General features: G+C 70.4%; 15 protein-coding genes. 8 read left to right on the forward strand and 7 right to left on the reverse strand.

The window, feature by feature from the left end; all coding sequences use genetic code 11:
• Nucleotides 1-87: 87 nt before the first annotated feature.
• Nucleotides 88-1,533: an NCS2 family permease gene (locus tag AC1DGI_RS00490; RefSeq protein ID WP_441401936.1), complete on the reverse strand. Its 1,446-nt coding sequence runs from the start codon at nt 1,531-1,533 to the stop codon at nt 88-90.
• Between the two features lie 112 nt (nt 1,534-1,645).
• Between AC1DGI_RS00490 and AC1DGI_RS00495 the strand changes: the two genes are divergently transcribed.
• Nucleotides 1,646-2,347, forward strand: coding sequence for a copper resistance CopC family protein (locus AC1DGI_RS00495; protein WP_476897356.1), 702 nt, complete (start codon nt 1,646-1,648; stop codon nt 2,345-2,347).
• On the opposite strand, the gene AC1DGI_RS00500 is transcribed toward AC1DGI_RS00495, so the two are convergent.
• A complete protein-coding gene (locus AC1DGI_RS00500; protein WP_476897518.1) occupies nt 2,344-2,997 on the reverse strand; it encodes an FAD-binding protein in 654 nt (217 codons plus the stop codon). The two genes, AC1DGI_RS00495 and AC1DGI_RS00500, sit on opposite strands and share 4 nt — an antisense overlap.
• A 377-nt stretch (nt 2,998-3,374) precedes the next feature.
• Between AC1DGI_RS00500 and AC1DGI_RS00505 the strand changes: the two genes are divergently transcribed.
• From AC1DGI_RS00505 to AC1DGI_RS00525, 5 genes are read left to right on the forward strand one after another with little or no spacing between them, the layout of a single operon-like run.
• On the forward strand, nt 3,375-4,412 hold the full coding sequence (locus AC1DGI_RS00505; protein ID WP_476897357.1) for a universal stress protein: 1,038 nt from the start codon (nt 3,375-3,377) through the stop codon (nt 4,410-4,412).
• 47 nt (nt 4,413-4,459) lie between these two features.
• Nucleotides 4,460-7,321 carry a PEP/pyruvate-binding domain-containing protein gene (locus AC1DGI_RS00510; RefSeq protein WP_476897358.1) on the forward strand — a complete coding sequence of 954 codons (2,862 nt, stop codon included), beginning with the start codon at nt 4,460-4,462 and terminating at the stop codon, nt 7,319-7,321.
• A 38-nt stretch (nt 7,322-7,359) separates the two neighbouring features.
• Nucleotides 7,360-8,460, forward strand: a complete 1,101-nt coding sequence (locus AC1DGI_RS00515) for a LolA family protein (protein ID WP_476897359.1) — start codon at nt 7,360-7,362, stop codon at nt 8,458-8,460.
• On the forward strand, nt 8,457-9,512 hold the full coding sequence (locus AC1DGI_RS00520; protein WP_476897360.1) for an ABC transporter ATP-binding protein: 1,056 nt from the start codon (nt 8,457-8,459) through the stop codon (nt 9,510-9,512). Before AC1DGI_RS00515 ends, AC1DGI_RS00520 begins: the two co-directional genes overlap by 4 nt.
• Before the next feature lie 31 nt (nt 9,513-9,543).
• A complete protein-coding gene (locus tag AC1DGI_RS00525; RefSeq protein ID WP_476897519.1) occupies nt 9,544-10,386 on the forward strand; it encodes an ABC transporter permease in 843 nt (280 codons plus the stop codon).
• A 24-nt stretch (nt 10,387-10,410) separates the two neighbouring features.
• On the opposite strand, the gene AC1DGI_RS00530 is transcribed toward AC1DGI_RS00525, so the two are convergent.
• The 5 genes from AC1DGI_RS00530 to AC1DGI_RS00550 form a co-directional block, all read right to left on the reverse strand.
• On the reverse strand, nt 10,411-11,844 hold the full coding sequence (locus tag AC1DGI_RS00530) for a C40 family peptidase (RefSeq protein ID WP_476897361.1): 1,434 nt from the start codon (nt 11,842-11,844) through the stop codon (nt 10,411-10,413).
• 206 nt (nt 11,845-12,050) lie between these two features.
• Nucleotides 12,051-12,977: a cation diffusion facilitator family transporter gene (locus AC1DGI_RS00535; protein WP_476897362.1), complete on the reverse strand. Its 927-nt coding sequence runs from the start codon at nt 12,975-12,977 to the stop codon at nt 12,051-12,053.
• A 29-nt stretch (nt 12,978-13,006) separates the two neighbouring features.
• Nucleotides 13,007-13,453 carry a metallopeptidase family protein gene (locus tag AC1DGI_RS00540; RefSeq protein ID WP_441401158.1) on the reverse strand — a complete coding sequence of 149 codons (447 nt, stop codon included), beginning with the start codon at nt 13,451-13,453 and terminating at the stop codon, nt 13,007-13,009.
• Nucleotides 13,454-13,462: 9 nt separating this feature from the next.
• On the reverse strand, nt 13,463-14,560 hold the full coding sequence (locus AC1DGI_RS00545) for a DMT family transporter (protein WP_476897363.1): 1,098 nt from the start codon (nt 14,558-14,560) through the stop codon (nt 13,463-13,465).
• Nucleotides 14,561-14,657: 97 nt separating this feature from the next.
• Complete coding sequence (locus AC1DGI_RS00550) at nt 14,658-15,539, reverse strand: ArgP/LysG family DNA-binding transcriptional regulator (RefSeq protein ID WP_476897364.1); 882 nt, start codon at nt 15,537-15,539, stop codon at nt 14,658-14,660.
• Between the two features lie 72 nt (nt 15,540-15,611).
• On the opposite strand from AC1DGI_RS00550, the gene AC1DGI_RS00555 reads away from it, so the two are divergent.
• On the forward strand, nt 15,612-16,211 hold the full coding sequence (locus AC1DGI_RS00555; RefSeq protein ID WP_476897365.1) for a LysE/ArgO family amino acid transporter: 600 nt from the start codon (nt 15,612-15,614) through the stop codon (nt 16,209-16,211).
• Between the two features lie 76 nt (nt 16,212-16,287).
• Entirely contained in the window at nt 16,288-16,833 is a 546-nt protein-coding gene (locus tag AC1DGI_RS00560) for a methyltransferase family protein (protein WP_476897366.1), read from the forward strand.
• The last annotated feature ends 1 nt before the right edge of the window (nt 16,834 follow it).

Genomic DNA, 16,834 nt, shown 5'->3' on the forward strand with positions numbered 1-16,834 from the left:
CGCCGAGATGGCAGGTCGCGGCAATGTTCTCGGAAAACACTGCCGCGAGCTGCCACCTCGGCGGGACGCGCGGGCGGAGGCCCGGGACTACTTCACCCCGAGGACGGCCTCGATCGGGCCGATGCCGAAGAACAGCAGGAACGCGGCCGCCACGGCCCACATCAGCGGGTGCACCTCGCGGGCACGGCCCTGGAAGATCCGGATCAGCGCAAAGGAGATGAATCCGGCGCCGAGGCCGTTGGCGATCGAGTACGTGAACGGCATCAGGGTGAAGGTCAGGAACGCCGGGATCGCGATGCCCCAGTCCTGCCAGTCGATCTTGCCGACCTGGGACACCATCATGAAGCCCACAACGACGAGCGCGGGCGCAACGGCTTCGAACGGGACCAGGTTGATCAGCGGGGTGAAGAACATCGCGACCAGCAGCAGCAGGCCGGTGACGATCGAGGCGAGGCCCGTCCGGGCGCCCTCGCCGATGCCGGCGCCGGATTCGACGAAGATCTGGTTGGAGGAGACGGACGCGCCGCCGCCCGCGATCGCGCCAATGGCGTCGATCTGGAGCACGCGGTCCACGTTGGGGATGTTGCCGTCCTTGTCGATGGTGCCGGCTTCGGTGGCGAGGCCCACCATGGTGCCCATGGCGTCAAAGAAGATGCTCAGCAGAATCACGAAGGCCAGCAGCGCTGCGGCCACCACGCCGAGGTGCTCAAAGGCGCCGAAGGGGTTGGCCTTGCCGATCAGGGACAGGTCCGGGGCGGCCCAGTCGGTGAACTTGGGTGCCACCAGTGACCAGCCCTGCGGGTTGAACGGCTTGCCCGGCTGGACGCTGGGGCCGATGTGCAAGGTGAATTCCAGGATCACGGACAGGACGGTCGAGGTGATGATGCCGATCAGGATGGCGCCCTTGACCTTGCGGACCACCAGCGCGATGGTCAGGACCAGGCCGAAGACGAACACCAGGGTGGGCCAGCCCAGGAGCTTGCCGTCGAAGCCAAGGCCGACCGGGACTGTGGTACCGGCGACATCGGGGATGCGCCGCACGAAGCCGGCGTTGACCAGTCCGATCAGCGCAATGAACAGGCCGATGCCGACGACGATTGCTGTTTTCAGCCCGTCCGGGACGGCCCTGAACACCGCGGTGCGGAACCCGGTCAGCACCAGAATCAGCATGGTGACGCCGGAGAGCATGATCAGGCCCATCATGTCCGGCCAGGTCAGGCCCGGGTTGGTGGCCACGGTGACGGCGGCGAAGGCGTTGACGCCCAAGCCGGTCGCCAGTGCGAAGGGGTGCTTGGCCCAGGCTCCCATCAGGATGGTGAGGATGCCGGCGACGAATGCCGTGGCAGCCGCGACCGCCGGGAAGCCGAGCGTGGCGCCGGAGGAGTCGGGGCCGCCCAGGATCAGCGGGTTCAGCACCACGATGTAGCTCATCGCGAAGAACGTGGCGAACCCGCCACGGATCTCGCGGGAGAAGTTCGATCCTCGCTCGGAGATCTTAAAATACCGGTCGAGTGCAGAGCCCTGCTTAAGCATTGGTCCTCCGGGAGGGAAATGGGGTGTTAGGTAAATCCTATTGGGCGTGACGGCGCCCACCCGCCAAATTCGCCTAGTCTGTAAGGAAGCCAACACTAGGAGCAGGCCAGCAATGCGTATCGTCAGACAACTTCCGGGCTCCCTGCTGGGCCTGATCACCGTGCTGTCAGTCCTGCTGGCTGTCGCGCTCCTGGGAGCCGGCCCGGCGTCCGCCCACGACGCGGTGGAGTCGACCAGTCCCGCCGCCGGCGCGACGGTGCCCACCCCGCCGGACGCTGTGACTCTCACACTCAGCAACCATCCGCTAACGCTCGGCACCCAGCTCAAGGTCAGCGATGCCGCCGGCACCGACTGGGCCGACGGCGGGGTGCAGATCGTGGACAACGTCGTCTCGCAGAAGCTGCGGACGGGGGCGCCGGCCGGACTCTTCACGGTGCAGTGGCGGGTGGTCAGCGCCGACGGCCACCCGATCGAGGGCACCTTCAGCTTTACCGCCACGGCGGCCGGCGGAGGCTCCGCCGCGGCGGGAACAGCGCCCGGTACGGTCCCGACGCTCGGCACCGCCGAACCGGGCACCACTATTGCGTCTTCACCCGCACCTGACGCTTCCCAGCCGTTCCCGTGGAGCATCGTGCTCTTCGTCGCCGTGGCCGTGGGCATCCTGGTGGCCCTGGGCTTGACGGCGAAGCGGCGTCTCAACGACGGTATCGGGGACGGTTCCGGTGACGACGACGGTTCGGTCGAGCGCGGGGGCGGTTCCGACGAGGGCGGGCCAGACGCCGGCCGGGCGGCCCCGCCGGGCTTAGGCTCCTAGGCCGGCAGGGCCAAGCCGCCGGACAACAGCGAGGGCACGCCGTCGGGGTGGACCTTCGCGGATATCGCCTGGCCCACCAGCTTCGCCTGGCGCAGGACTTCCTTCGGGGTGGGGGTGATGAGCTCGCCGACGCCCACGAGGTACATGCCCAAGGCGTGCATGGCGGCCATCAGGTTCTGGCCCGCGGCGACGCCCAACTCGGCCAGCATGCGGCGCAGCTGGCTGTGGGCGCAGCGCGTGAGGACCAGGTGGTCGGCATACAGGATGCCGTTGGGCGTGCTGACGGCCCACTGTTGCGCCGGGTGCCCGGTTCCGTGGAAGTCCGGACCGCCGGCACCCACGCCATCGGTGTCCAGATGGTCCAACTGCAGGGCACGGACGTTATTGCGGACGTCGAGTTTATGGCTGCTGGCGTAGTTGCGCAGGTGCCGCAGGATCTCATTGCGCTCCCGCAGGGACGCCGCATCCGCCGCGTCGCAGCGCTGCAGCGAGGACGTGTTGGCCGGGTTGCCGGCGCCGAGCAGGTCCAGCCCGTCCACCACGATGGCACTGACACCCCTGCGCTGCAGCTCGCTGGCCACCGCCAGCCCGGACAGCCCCGTACCGATGACCAGGGTGCTGGTCCGTTCGATTCCGCCGTACACGGGCATGCTCGACACTGCGGGGTCCTTCCTCTGATGATGCCGGTTCCGGGCCAATACCCGGTGCGCCTCGCCATCGATCCGTCCGGACGCGCTCCGCGGGGAGCCTGCGATGTGAAAGACGAGTCTCGGTTCAGCAATGCCTCAGAGGATACCCAAGAAAGCTGGGTATGAACAGGGTCTGCCCGCCGTTGAGTTTTCGCGGCTCTCCGCGGTTCTTCGAGAGTTCCCCGCGCCCGGATTCCGTCTTTTCGAAGCTTTCCGGGCCGCGGTGGCAAACGTGTAAACACTAGGTAAATCTTCCCCGCCGGGCCGGCGCCCCCGGACCCGGGGAGTTCTGGCAGAATAGCCGCAACAGAGCCACGTTACGCGAGGAGGCGGACCCCATGGCCCGAGAACAGGTGCATCCGGACCCGGCGGGAGACGCCGCCGGGGAGCACTCCGCCCATCGGGGGATCGTGGTGGGCGTGGACGGGTCGGACCACAGCCACTGCGCCTTGGTGTGGGCCGCCCGGGAGGCGGAACGCCGGCACAGCCCGCTGCACATCGTGACCGCCTACTCGGTACCGGTGTTCGCCGCGTCCGGGCTGGACGGCGGATACGCGACGGTGGACGACTCGGTGATCCGCGAGGGCGCCGAAGCCATCCTGCAGCAGGCACTCGACAAGGTGGCCGGCTACAACATCGAGGTGGATGCCTCGGTGGAGAACGGCGACGCCTCCGGCGTCCTGCTGGAGATGACCGGAACCGCCGAACTGCTGGTCTTCGGTACCCGCGGCCGCGGCGGTTTTGTGGGTCGGCTCCTCGGGTCGGTCAGCAGCGCCCTGCCCGCACACGCCAAATGTCCCACCGTGACCGTGCCGCTCATCTGCGGCGACCGGCTGGGCGTGGCCACCGATGACAAGCACGTCCGGGCGGAACGGGTGAAATCCGGGCACCAGCCAATAGAAAACGTCGTGGTCGTGGGTGTGGACGGTTCCGAACAGGCCCGGGTCGCGGTGCTTGAAGCAGCGGCCCAGGCCGAACGCCTCTCGGCGCCGTTGCGTCTGGTCTGCGCTGTGCCGCAATACAGCGGTTCGCTCGCCTGGGTTCCCGCGCCGATGGACCGCGAGGCGCTCTTCGCCGATATCCAGGTCCAGCTCGACGCCGGAGTGGCGTGGCTGAAGAGTCACTACCCCCGGCTCCAGGTGGAGACCCAGCTCGTGGACGGCTCCCCGGTCGACATCCTCGTCGAGGCGAGCGGACATGTGGAACTCGTCGTGGTGGGCACCCGCGGCCGGGGCGGTTTTGCCGAGATGCTGCTGGGATCCACCTCCGACGGCGTCCTGCACCATGCCAAGGGTCCCGTCATGGCGATCCCGGACCGCGACGACCCGAGACTGGCCGACCGGCCCAGTTTCGGACCCATGCTCGGCGACTCGTAGCGCGGGGCCGGGACCGACCATGTCCTGGTGGAACGGAGGACCGGCGGGTGGCACAGCAACCGCAGCCAGCTGAACCGCGGCAACAGCCCCGGCCGGAGCTGGTCCTTGCCCTCGAGCTGGCGGGCGCGGAGCTGCTTTCCGAGGTCGGCGGCAAGGCCGCCAACCTCGGAGAACTGATCCGGGCCCGGCTGCCGGTCCCTGCCGGATTCTGCCTGACCACGCTGGCTTACCGGCGGGCCACCTCCGCCGCCGGGCTCGACGCCGTGCATGCCGGCGTGGCCGGGACCGCGCCGGACGACCTTCCTGGGCTCGCCGCCCTGGCCGACAGCGCCCGCCGGCAGGTGCTGGCCGCCGACGTTCCGGCGGACGTGGCTGCGGCCATCCGCGACGCCTATGCGGCGCTGGGCGCGGACGTCCCGGTGGCGGTGCGGTCCTCCGCAACTGCCGAGGACCTGCCCTTCGCCAGCTTCGCCGGCCAGCAGGACAGCTTCCTCAATGTGGTGGGTGTCGACGCCGTGCTGGCCGCCGTCCGGCAGTGCTGGGCCTCGCTCTGGACGGACCGCGCCGTGAGCTACCGGGCCACCCACGGGATCAACCCGGCAGCCGTGTCGCTCGCCGTGGTGGTCCAACGGATGGTGGACGCAACCGTCGCCGGGGTCCTGTTTACTGCGAACCCGGTCACCGGGAGGCGGCACGAGGCGGTGATCGACGCGAGCCCCGGGCTCGGAGAGGTGGTGGTCTCCGGGTCGGTCAACCCGGACCACTTCGTCGTCGACGGCGCCACCCGACGGGTCATCGAGCGCCGGATCGGAAGCAAAGGTGTGGCGGTCCGGCCGGTGCCCGGCGGCGGCACCGTCCGCACTGCCACGCCCGGGGCCCGCTCGGAGCCCTGCCTCAACGACGCCCAGCTTCTGGCGCTGGAACTGCTCGGCCGCCGCGCGGAGGTGCACTTCGGCGTGCCCCAGGACCTCGAGTGGGCCATCGACGACGGCGGCGTGCGGTGGCTGACGCAGTCCCGGCCCATCACCACGCTCTTCCCGGTGCCGGTGCCGGTGCCGGCGCGGCAGCGGATTGCCGACGGGACCCGCGTCTACCTCTGCTTCAGCCTCGCCCAGGGCCTGACCCGGCCGCTGACCCCGATGGGGCTGGCAGGTTTCCGGCTGATCGCCTCGTCCGTGGCCCGTGCGGCCCGGTTCGACGTTCCAGCGCCGCACGACGGTCCGACACCGTACGTCCAGCCCGGGCAGCGGATCTTCTTCGACCTGACCCCGGTGCTGCGCAGCGCCGTCGGCCGGGCTATCGTGCCGCGGGTGTTCGACGTGATGGAGGCCCGCTCCGCGGCGGTGCTGCGCCTGCTGTTCGAGGACCCCAGGTTTTCCGTCACGAGCAGGTCCCCGTGGCGGCTGCTGCGGCACCTCGTCCCTGTTGCGGCGCATACCAAGGTCCCGCAGGCGCTCCTGCGCGCCCTGCTGCGGCCCGAGGCCGCGCTGCGCCGGGTGGAACAATTCGGCGACCGGTTCCGGGCCGCGCTCGCGGTGCCGCCCGGGGCCACCGCTGTGCAGCGGCTGGATCACGTGGAGCGCATCCTGGGCCAGGAGCTGTTCCCGGTGGTACCCGCCGTCCTGCCGCTGGCGGCCCTGGGTTTTGGCATGCTGGCGGCCGCCGGCCGGCTGCTGGGCCCCGCTGCCGGCCCGGGGAGCCTGCAGCCGGTCCTGCGGGGGCTGCCGAACAACGTCACCACGGAGATGGATCTGGCGCTCTGGCAGCTCGCCGCCGCCATCCGGGCTGACGCCGACGCCGCTGCCGTGTTCGACGCTGCTGTGTTCGATCACGCTGTGTCCGACCCCACCGCATTGGGCGGTGGGGGCGTGCCGGACTTGGTCCGCCGCTACCGGGCCAGGGCACTGCCCGCCGTCGTGCAGTCCGGGCTCGACGGCTTCCTCGACCGCTACGGGCACCGGGCAGTGGCGGAAGTCGACCTCGGGATGCCCCGCTGGGCCGATGACCCGGCCCACATCCTGGGCGTCCTGGCCAACTACCTGCGGCTGGATGACCCCGGCCAGGCGCCGGATCTCCTATTCAGCAAGGCGGTCCAGGACGCCGAGACCCAGGTACGGCGGCTGACCGCAATGGCCGGGGAGCGGAGCTGGTTGCGGGCGGTGCTGGTCCGGGCGGCACTTAAGCGCACCCGGTTGTTAGCCGGCCTCCGGGAACTGCCGAAGTACCATATCGTGGAGGCCCTGGCTGCGGTGCGCGGCCAGCTCCAGCTCATCGGGACGGAACTGGCCGCGGCCGGCCGGATCGCCGCCGCGGACGACATCTTCTTCCTTGACCTGGTCGAGGCCCGCGGCGGCCTCGCCGGGACGCCGCTGCACACCCTCGTGGCGCAGCGCCGCGAAGCCTATGACCGCGAACTGGGCCGCCGGCACATCCCGCGGGTGCTGCTCTCGGACGGAACCGAGCCGGAGGCCGTCCGCCCTCGTCCCGCCGGGGCGGACACGGGAACCGCGGGGGTGCTGACCGGCAGCCCCGCCTCGGCCGGCACCGCCACCGGCCCGGCCCGCGTCATCCTCGACCCCCAAGGCGCGCGGCTGGAACCCGGCGAAATCCTGGTGGCACCCTCCACCGACCCGGGCTGGACCCCGCTGTTCCTGACAGCCGGCGGACTGGTGATGGAAATGGGCGGCTCCAACTCGCACGGCGCCGTCGTCGCGCGGGAATACGGGATTCCCGCGGTAGTGGGCGTCCCGGACGCCACCACCCTGATCGTCACCGGGCAGTCCATCACGGTCGACGGCGCCGCGGCCACCGTGGTGCCGGCGGCCCCGCCCGAAGACGCCCGGACCGCGCCGGAGGAGCGCCGCAGAAATCTGCCCGGGCACGGTGATGCCGTGCCCTTCCGGGCGTAATGTTGAAAGATGAGCTGCAATATCGGAGCGCGGTCGCGATGACCCGCACTTGGCTGCGCTGGTTGCCGGCCATCACCGTTCCCGCCGTGATCGCCGCCGGGGTTCTGGCGGGGTCACTGCCGGCCAGCGCCGGGGATCCATTGCCCGCGAAATCGCCGGAGCAAGTGCTGCAGCTGATCGCCCAGCACCGCGAAGTGTCCTTTTCCGGGACGCTGGAACAAACCTCCAAGCTGGGCCTGCCGGAACTCCCGCAGGCCGGTCCGGGAGCGTCTTCCGGGGAGACCGGCTGGCTGGAGCTGTTGACGGGACCGCACACCGCACGGGTCTACCGCGACGGGACGGACAACGCCCGCGTCCAGGTCATGGATCGGCTCGCCGAGCGTGACGTGATCCGGCACGGCAACGACCTCTGGCTCTACAACTCAAAGGACAATACCGCGGCCCACGCCGTGCTTCCTGCCGGAACCGGAAGCCATCAGCCGTCCGGACAGGAAGCCGTGCCCGCCCCCGATACGCTGGCCGAAGAACTGCTGGCCAAGCTCGACCCGAGCACCGACGTGACCGTCGGCGCGGAGGTCCAGGTGGCCGGACGCGCCGCGTACCAGCTGATGCTCACACCGAAGTCCTCTTCCACGCTGGTGGCTTCGGTGGCGATTTCGGTGGATGGCCAGAGCGGAATGCCACTTGGCGTCGAATTGAAGGCCCGCGGGCAGTCCGATCCGGCGTTCCGTGTCGCGTTCACCAAGCTCTCGCTCGAGCCCCCGGACGCCGCGGTCTTCCAGTTCAGCCCGCCGCCCGGCGCCACGGTCAAGGAACTCCCGGCCACGGACCACAAGTCGTCCGGCACCAAGGACCGGCCGGCAGCCAAGGACAGCCGGCACAACGTCAGCGGGACCGGTTGGGAATCCGTCGTCGAGCTCCCGGCCGGTGCGTCGGCGAAGGGACCGGCACAGCAGCCGGGCGGCCAGTCCGGCGGGACCGGCAACGCGGCGTCGCTGCTGGCCCAGGCGACCGTCCCGGTGTCCGGCGGCAGGCTGCTTTCCACCGCCCTGATAAACGTGCTGATCCTCGACGACGGCCGTGTCTTCGCCGGCTCCGTCCCGTTGGATCGGCTCCAGGCCGCGGCCGCTGCCCGGTGACAGCCGTCGCGCCCACCGCCGAGCTGAGCATCGAGACCCGGGGCCTGAGCAAACGCTTCGGCCGGCAACTGGCGGTCGACGGCGTCGACCTGGCGGTGCCGCAGGGCTCCGTCTTTGGATTCCTGGGCCCCAACGGCTCGGGCAAGACCACCACCATCCGGATCATGCTGGGTCTCGCCGCGGCGTCGAGCGGCTCGGTGCGCGTTCTGGGTGAGGAGATGCCGCGGCAGCTGCGGACAGTGTTGCCGCGGGTGGGCGCCTTGGTTGAAGGACCGGCCTTCTATCCGTTTCTCTCCGGGGCCGCGAACCTCGCGCGCTTCGATGCCGCGGATCCGCAAGCTCCGCCCGGCACCCGGCGTGCGCGGGTGCGGATGGCGCTCGAACGGGTGGGCCTGGCGCACGCCGCGGACAAGAAGGTTCGGGCCTATTCGCTGGGCATGAAGCAGCGGCTCGGCATCGCCAACGCCCTGCTGGCGCCGCGGGCGCTGCTGGTGCTCGACGAACCGACCAACGGCCTGGACCCGCAAGGCACGCGCGAGGTCCGCCATCTGGTGCGATCCCTCGCCGCGGACGGCGCCACAGTGTTTGTCTCCAGCCACCTGCTCGCCGAGGTCGAACAGATCTGCACGCACGCGGCGATCATGAGCGCCGGGCGGCTCGTGGCGCAGGGCGCGTTGGCGGAACTCCGGCAGGCCGGCCACGCCCGGATCCGCCTGCTGACCCCGGACCCCGGCGCCGCTGCCCGGGTCCTGGCCGGTTTCGGGCTGACGGTCGACGGCGGTACTGCCGCCGGCGGCCAGACCGCCGCCGCCCCCGATCTCCGCGCAGACGGCATCCACGCAGGCGATGTGCGTGCAGACGGCCCGGGTGGCGGTGCGGTGCTGTACGCGCCGCTGCCCGACGGCGCGGGAACCGGAACCCTCACGCCGGAAGCCGTGGTGACGGCGCTGGTCGCGGCCGGCGTCCGGGTCCGCGGCTTTGCCCTCGAGCAGGGCAGCCTCGAGGACCGCTTTGTCGAGCTGACCGGGGAGGGCTTTGAGGTTGCAAGGTAAGCCGAGCGCGCGCAGGGGCCGGGACAGGGGCCTGGAGGCCGGCCCGGACAGAGTCCGGGCACCGGGATTGCTGCTGCTCGGCTCCGAGCTCGGAGTGCTGTTCCGCCGCCGCCGGACCTGGGCCATGTTGCTGGCCCTGGCCGCCATCCCGGTGCTGATCGCCCTGGCTGTGAGACTCTCCTCCGCGGTGCCCCCCGGCCGCGGACCGGCGTTCCTGGACCGGATCAGCCAGAACGGGTTGTTCGTCGGCGTCACCGCCATGCTGGTGGCCATTCCGCTGTTCCTGCCCCTTACCGTCGGGGTGGTCGCGGGCGACACCCTGGCCGGCGAGGCCGGGCTCGGGACCCTTCGGTATCTGTTGGCGGCGCCGGCCGGACGGGGCCGGCTGCTGTTGGTTAAGTACGGGGGCGCAGTCGTCTTCGCTGCGGCGGCCCCGCTCACGGTGGCCCTCGTCGGCGCCGGAATCGGGGCGGCGCTGTTCCCGGTCGGGCCCGTGACCCTGCTCTCGGGCGACACGATCGGTCCGGCCGACGCCCTGGGGCGGCTGCTGCTGATTGCCGCCTACCTGGCCGTGTCCCTGGTGGGGCTCTCCGCCATCGGACTGTTCATGTCCAGCCTCACGGACGTGCCGGTGGGCGCGATGGCCGCCACCGTCGTGTTCGCCGTCGCCGCCCAGATCGCGGATGCGCTGCCGCAACTGGAATGGCTGCATTCCTGGCTCTTCAGCCACCGCTGGCTCGACTTCGCCGATCTCCTGCGCCAGCCGATCGCCTGGGACTCGTTCGCCGCCAACGCGCTCCTGCAGGCCGGGTACGTGGCCGTCTTCGGAGCCCTGGCCTACGCCAGGTTCGCCACGAAGGACGTGCTCTCCTAGGTTGCCGGGATTGGTGCGGGGACTTCAGTACCGGGCGGCGTAGGGGTACAGCTGCATCCCGGACATGGACGCAAGGTCCGTCACGGTAATCCCGCTTGACGGGTTCAGGGCCTGGACCACTCGGCCGCCGCCCAGGTAAATGGCCACGTGGTAGAACCCTGGCGCCGAGCCCCACACCATCAGGTCCCCGGGCTGGGCCGCGGCCAGGGGCACCCGAATCGGTGCCTGCGCAAATTGCTGGGCCGCCGTGCGGGGCAGGCTCTTGCCGGCCGCGGCGAACGCGGCCTGGACCAGGCCCGAGCAGTCAAAGCCGTAGGCGCCCGTTCCGCCGTAGTCGTAGAAGTAGGGCGCGCCCACCTTGCCGAGTGCAACGGAGATGGCCGTCTGGTTGGAACCGCCGGGCGCAGGTGCGGGGGCGGGCGGGGGTACCGGAGCGGGAGCCGGGGCCGGCGGTGCGGGCGCTGGTTCAACCGGCGCCGGTTTGGCGGGGGCGGGCGGGACCGGGCCGGAGACCGGGGGTGCCACCGGAACGCCCGGAGCGGGCACCACGCCTGCCGGCGGTGCCGGTGCCGGTGCTGGTGCCTGTGCCGGTTGCCCGCCGCCCGCCGGCAGCCCGGCCACCGGCTGCGGGCCGTTTCCCGGCGCTGCCGTGAGGGCCGCGAGCCGTGCCTGCTGGCGCTGCTGGTCCAGGGCATCAACCCGCGCCGACTCCAGCGCCACGGTAGTGTTCCGCAGCGTGGCCAGCTGGTCCACCAGGATCGTCCGCTGTGCCGCGGCGTCGGACACGGCCTGCTGTCGGGCCTCGTCGGCGCGCTTGGCATCGGCCTTGCGCGAGTCCGCAGTCCGTGCGGCGTCGTCGGCCGCGCGGTCCGCTTCGGCCGCGGCGTCCTTGGAGGACTTTGCGGCGGCGGCGGCGTTTTCCGCGGCCTGGAATGCGCGGGTGCGACTGGCAGCCAACGCCTCGAGTGTGGCGGCTTGCTGCAGCGACTGGCCGTCTCCGCCCATCAGGCTGCCGAGTCCAGGCGTCATACCGCCGTTGCGGTAGAGATCTCCGGCCAGTTGGCCGATCAATTTGCGCGTCTTCGCCTGCTCGGTCTCGGCCGCGGCTGCCTTGGCGGCCGCCAGTGCGGCTGCGTCCCGGCGGATCTGGAGCTCCACCAAGGCATCCGCGTAGGCGTTGTTGGCGGCGAGCGAGGTGGCCAGCCCGTCCTCTTGGGCCGCGGAGGCGTCCGCCAGGATGTGGTCGATCCGGGTGACCTGGTCCGCCGTCGCGCTTTCACTGGACTTTGCCGCGGCGATCTCCTCGGGCGAGGGGAGGTCCTGTGTGGCCGGGATCCTCAGGCCGGGAACGGCTACCGCCACCGCGGGGGCGGCCTGGGCCGGGATCGCCAGTGTGCCGAGCAGTACGACGGCGGTGCACAGGGCTGCGGCCCTGCCGCCGGGTCCGGTCCAACTCATGGAAAACCTCGCTGCAGTCAGGCTGGCACGAGCGAGGTAGGAATTGTGGCACAAAGAAGTGCCCCTCTGCGGATCGCCCAGCAGGGACGAGGCTACGTGCCAAATACCACTTTGGCAACACGAGTCACATCAATAACATAAACAACATCAATGTCATTTGGTGGGCAGGCTCACCGGCGTGTCGCGCAACGCGGGGAGGCCGGGGCTCAGGCGTGCTGATGGCTCTCGTGCTCTGCATGGCTGGCCGGTTCGAGCTGGAAGGTGCAGTGCTCGGTATCGAAGTGCGAGCCGAGGCAGGTCACCAGCTTGTCCAGCACCCGGTCCGTCCCGCGTGCCCCCATCGCCGTGTCTTCCACCACCACATGGGCGGAGAACACCGGAACCCCGGAGGTGATGGTCCAGATGTGGATGTCGTGGACGGACACCACCCCCTCCACGGCAAGGATGTGTTCGCGGATCATCCGGACGTCCACGCCCTTCGGGGTAGCTTCGAGGAGCACGTCCACGACGTCGCGGAGCAGGTGCCAGGCCCGGGGCAGGATCATCAGGGCGATCAAGATCGAGGCGATGGTGTCCGCGGCCTGGTATCCGGTGACCATGATGACGATGGCGGCGACAATGACGGCGATTGAGCCCAGCAGGTCGCCCAGGACCTCGAGGTAGGCGCCGCGCACGTTCAGGCTTTCCTTTTGGGCCCCGCGCAGGATCAGCAGCGAGACCAGGTTGGCGACGGCGCCGAGGACGGCTGCGAAGAGCATGACGCCGGTCTGCACCTCGAGGGCCGAGCCGAGCCGCCGGATCGCCTCGGTGAAGATGACCACGGAGATGATGATCAGGACCAAGGCATTGGCCAGGGCGGCCAGGACCTCGGCCCGCTGGTAGCCGTAGGTCCGCTGGTCACTTGCCGGCCTCGTGGCGATCCAGGCGGCCAGCAGTGCGATAAATACGCCGGCGGCGTCGGAGAGCATGTGACCGGCGTCGGCCAGCAGTGCCAGCGACCCGGAAACCAGGGCGCCGGCGACCTGGATCAGGACGACTGCGAGCGTGATCAGCAGGACGGCGACCAGTCGCTTGCGGTGCTTTGCCGTGCCGGTGGCCGGAAGGCCGTGCGAGTGGCTGTGGTCGTGTCCCATGTGTCCAAGGCTAGTCCCAACAGGGGCGGCTAGCCCCAGCCGAGCTCGTGCAGCCGCTCGTCGCTGATGCCGAAGTGGTGTGCGACCTCGTGGACCACGGTCACCGTCACTTCCTCCACCACGTCTTCGCGGGTGGCGCACAGGTCCAGGATCGGCTCGCGGTAGATGGTGATCCGGTCCGGGAGCGAGCCGGCGTCCCACCAGGAGTCCCGCTCGGTCAGCGGGACGCCCTCGTAGAGACCCAGCAGCACGGTGTCCGGGTCCTCGCCGGGTCGCGGGGTGTAGTCGTCCTCGATGAAGACGGCCACGTTGCTCATGGTCTGCGCCAGGTCCGGCGGGATCCGGTCCAGGGCGTCGCTCACCGCTGCTTCGAACTCGTCCTCGGACATCGGAAACGGTCCGGTGCCGCTGGCGTCGTCGTCGTGGTCAGTTCCGCCGGGCACGATCGGCAGGCCGGGAGGCAGGGAAGGGGTCATAGCAGAACCCTATGCGCCCGGATTCGGGCCTGGGTTCGATCCCGCCGTCGGGGCCGCCGTCGGGGCCGCAGTCGTGACCGGCCGGGGCCGCGAACGGCGCCGGGTCAGGGCGACGCCGGCGAGGCAGATCACACCGCCCACCAGGCCCCAGATGGTGGGAATCTCGCCCAATACCAGCCAGGAGATCAAGATCGTGGTGCCGGGCACCAGATACGTGGTGGCGGCGAGCCTGCCGGCGTCGATCAGTGAGAGCGCGTACGCCCAGGTGGTAAATGCGATCGCGGTCGGGAACACGCCGAGATAGACCAGTGCCAGCGTCGCGGGCAGCGGCGCGGCCTGCAGTTCCGCCACGAGCTGGCCGCTGAACGGCAGGCAGCACACTGCGCCCACCATGATGCCGAACCAGGTGGCCTGGGCCGCGGGGAACTTCCGGAGCACCGGCTTTTGCACAATCACGCTCACCGCCGCGAGGGCGGCCGCGAGCAGGCACAGCAGCACGCCTGCGACGTCCGCCGTCGACCGCTGGCCGGAACCGAGGGCAATGACGGCGACGCCGCCGAACGCGACCAGGCTGCCGATGATCAGCCAGCGCGGGAATCCTTCCTTGAGGATGATCCCGGCCATGACAGCCACGAGGATTGGGTTGACGTTGATCAGCAGGGCTGCTGTGCCTGCGTCCAGCATGTGCTCGGCAGCGTTCAGTGCCACGTTGTAGCCGCCAAACCACATCACGCCGTAGGCCAGGATGGGCCACCACTCGCGGCCTTTGGGGAACGCGGCGGCCTTGCGGAACTGCGGCAGCACCACCAGGCCCAGGACGACGGCGGCCACGGAAAGGCGGCCCAGGGCCAGCGGTCCGGGCGAGAAGCTGGGCCCGACCGCGCGGATGCCCACGAAGGCCGATGCCCAGAGCACCACGGTGACGACGACGGCGGCGATCCCGAGCCGGCTGATCTGCCCGGGCCGGAGGGCCGGAGGGGCGGGGGATGGCTGCGACGCCCGAGGCCGCACGGCGGGGGAGGGCGCTTGGTGGGCGTTGTCGGTGTGTGGACTCTCCGGATGCGTGTTGTCCGGATGGGCGGAGCCAGTCTTTGCGGTTGTTGCCATGCTGCCAATTTATCCCGTGCGGCCGGCCGGCGGCTGGCGGAAATCGGTCAGGTCTAGTCGAGTTCCTGCCAATCTGCAGCGGGCGTTCCCAACCCCTTTACCGAAGCACGCGTGCCGCCGCCTGGACAGCCTCCGCAACGACGCTGAGCGCCGCCGAGCCGCGCCGCCATTGCTGCCAGTAGAGGGTGACATCCACCTGCTCCCCGGGAGCGAGCGTCTGCAGTGTTCCGGTCCGGAGGTCCTCGGTGATTTCGATTTCGGGCATCATTCCCCAACCCATGCTGCGGCGGATCGCATCGCCAAACTCCTGGGCGGCCGGCACGTAGTGGCGCGGCGCTCGGCTGGGTGAGCGGCTGAAACGGCGCAGCCAGCGGTCCTGCAGATCGTCCTTGCGGTCAAAGACCAGCACCGGGGCCTTGGATAGCGCCGCCGCGGTGACGCCCGACTCAAACCAGCGGCGGGAGAACTCCGGCGCGCAAACGGGCAGGTAGCGCATGGTGCCGAGCCGGCGGGAGGAACATCCTGGTACTGGCGCAGCCGTCACCGTGATTGCCGCGGCCGCGGCGCCCGCCCGCAGGAGGTCCAGGGAGTGCTCCTGGTCCTCGCGGAGGATCTCCAGCTGGACGCTCTCGCCGGCGGCTGCCAGGCCGGCCAGGGCCCAGGTGTGCAAGGAATCGCTGTTGATCACCAGCGTCAGGCGCGTCCGCCCGTGGCGGTCCGCCGGCTGTAGCTCTTCGGTGAGGTCTGCCGAGAGCAGTTCCAATTGCCGGGCGAACCGCACCACGGCCTGGCCGGACTCCGTGAGCCCTACCGGCCGTGCCCGGGTCAGCACCGGCCGGCCGACGGCGGCCTCAAGCGCGCGGATCCGCTGGCTGACCGCCGAGGGCGTCACGGATAAGTGGGCGGCTGCGGCGTCGAAGCTTCCATGCGTGACGATTGCGGCCAGCGTCCGGGCCTGCTCGGGGGAAACGTCGATCATTAGCTCATCTTATGGCAGAGAAGAAAGATTAACTGGTTTCATCTTGGGCTGCGCCCTACCGTGGGAAGGGTGATGCTTCCCTTGTTTTCAGGCTTATCTACCGGCCTGTCGCTCATTGTTGCCATCGGCGCGCAGAACGCGTTCGTCCTTCGCCAGGGCATCCGGCGCTCGCACGTTGCCATGGTGGTAGCGGTCTGCGCTGGTTCGGACCTGCTGCTGATCCTGTTGGGCGTCGTCGGGATCGGGGTCCTCCTGGACCGGGCACCCGCCGCGCTCGTGGTGATCCGGTGGGCCGGGGCCGCCTTCCTCCTCACCTATGGAGCGCTCGCGGCACGGCGTGCCGTCCGCGGGGAACAGTTGGAGGACGTGGCGGACAAGCCGGCCGTCAGCAGGGCGGCCGTATTGGGGACCTGCCTGGCCTTCACGTGGCTGAACCCGCACGTGTACTTGGACACGGTGCTGCTGCTTGGGTCCCTGGCCGCCGCCCAGGGCGAGTCCGGGCGCTGGTGGTTCGCCGCGGGGGCCGGCCTTGGAAGCATCGCCTGGTTCACCGCCCTCGGCGCGGGGGCGCGGTTCCTGACGTCCCTGTTCCGACGCCGGACGGCGTGGCGGGTGCTCGACGCCGGAATCGCCGTCGTGATGCTGACGTTGGCCGTGCTGCTGGTCGCCTGATCCCGGCGGGGGCCGGCGCGGGTCAGGGGCCGGTCGGCCCTTGCCCGTTCGATGTGGCGGGTTCACGATTGCCGGTATGACAGCATCCCCAGCTTCGGCCCGCGAACGAAAGCGTGCAGCCATCGGCACAGCCGTCTTTGCGATCGCCCCCGCAACGGCCGCCGGCGTGGTGCCGTGGCTGTTGACCCGCTGGGAGGTGGAGGCCCCGGTCCCGGGTGGCATGCCTGCGCAGCTCACCGGCGCCGTGCTGATCGGCGCGGGCGCGGCGGTGATCGCGAACTCCTTTGTCCACTTCGCCGTCGAGGGCATCGGGACCCCTGCGCCGTTTGCCCCTCCCACCCGGCTGGTGGTTGGCGGGCTCTACCGGTACGTGCGGAATCCGATGTACGTGTCGATCGCGGCGGCCGTCGCCGGACAGGGCCTCCTGCTGGGCCAGCCGAAGCTCTTCGCGGCACTGGGCCTCGGCGCAATCCCGGTGGTGGCCTTCGTCCGGCTGTACGAGGAGCCGGCCCTGGCCCGGAAGTTCGGGGCGGCCTACGAGGAGTACCGCCGTAACGTCCCGCGCTGGCTGCCCAGGCTCACGCCGTGGCGGGCCCAGGGGGCGGAGTCGTCCCGGGGCTAGG

It is taken from the genome of Arthrobacter sp. 05N428_2 (assembly GCF_056397065.1).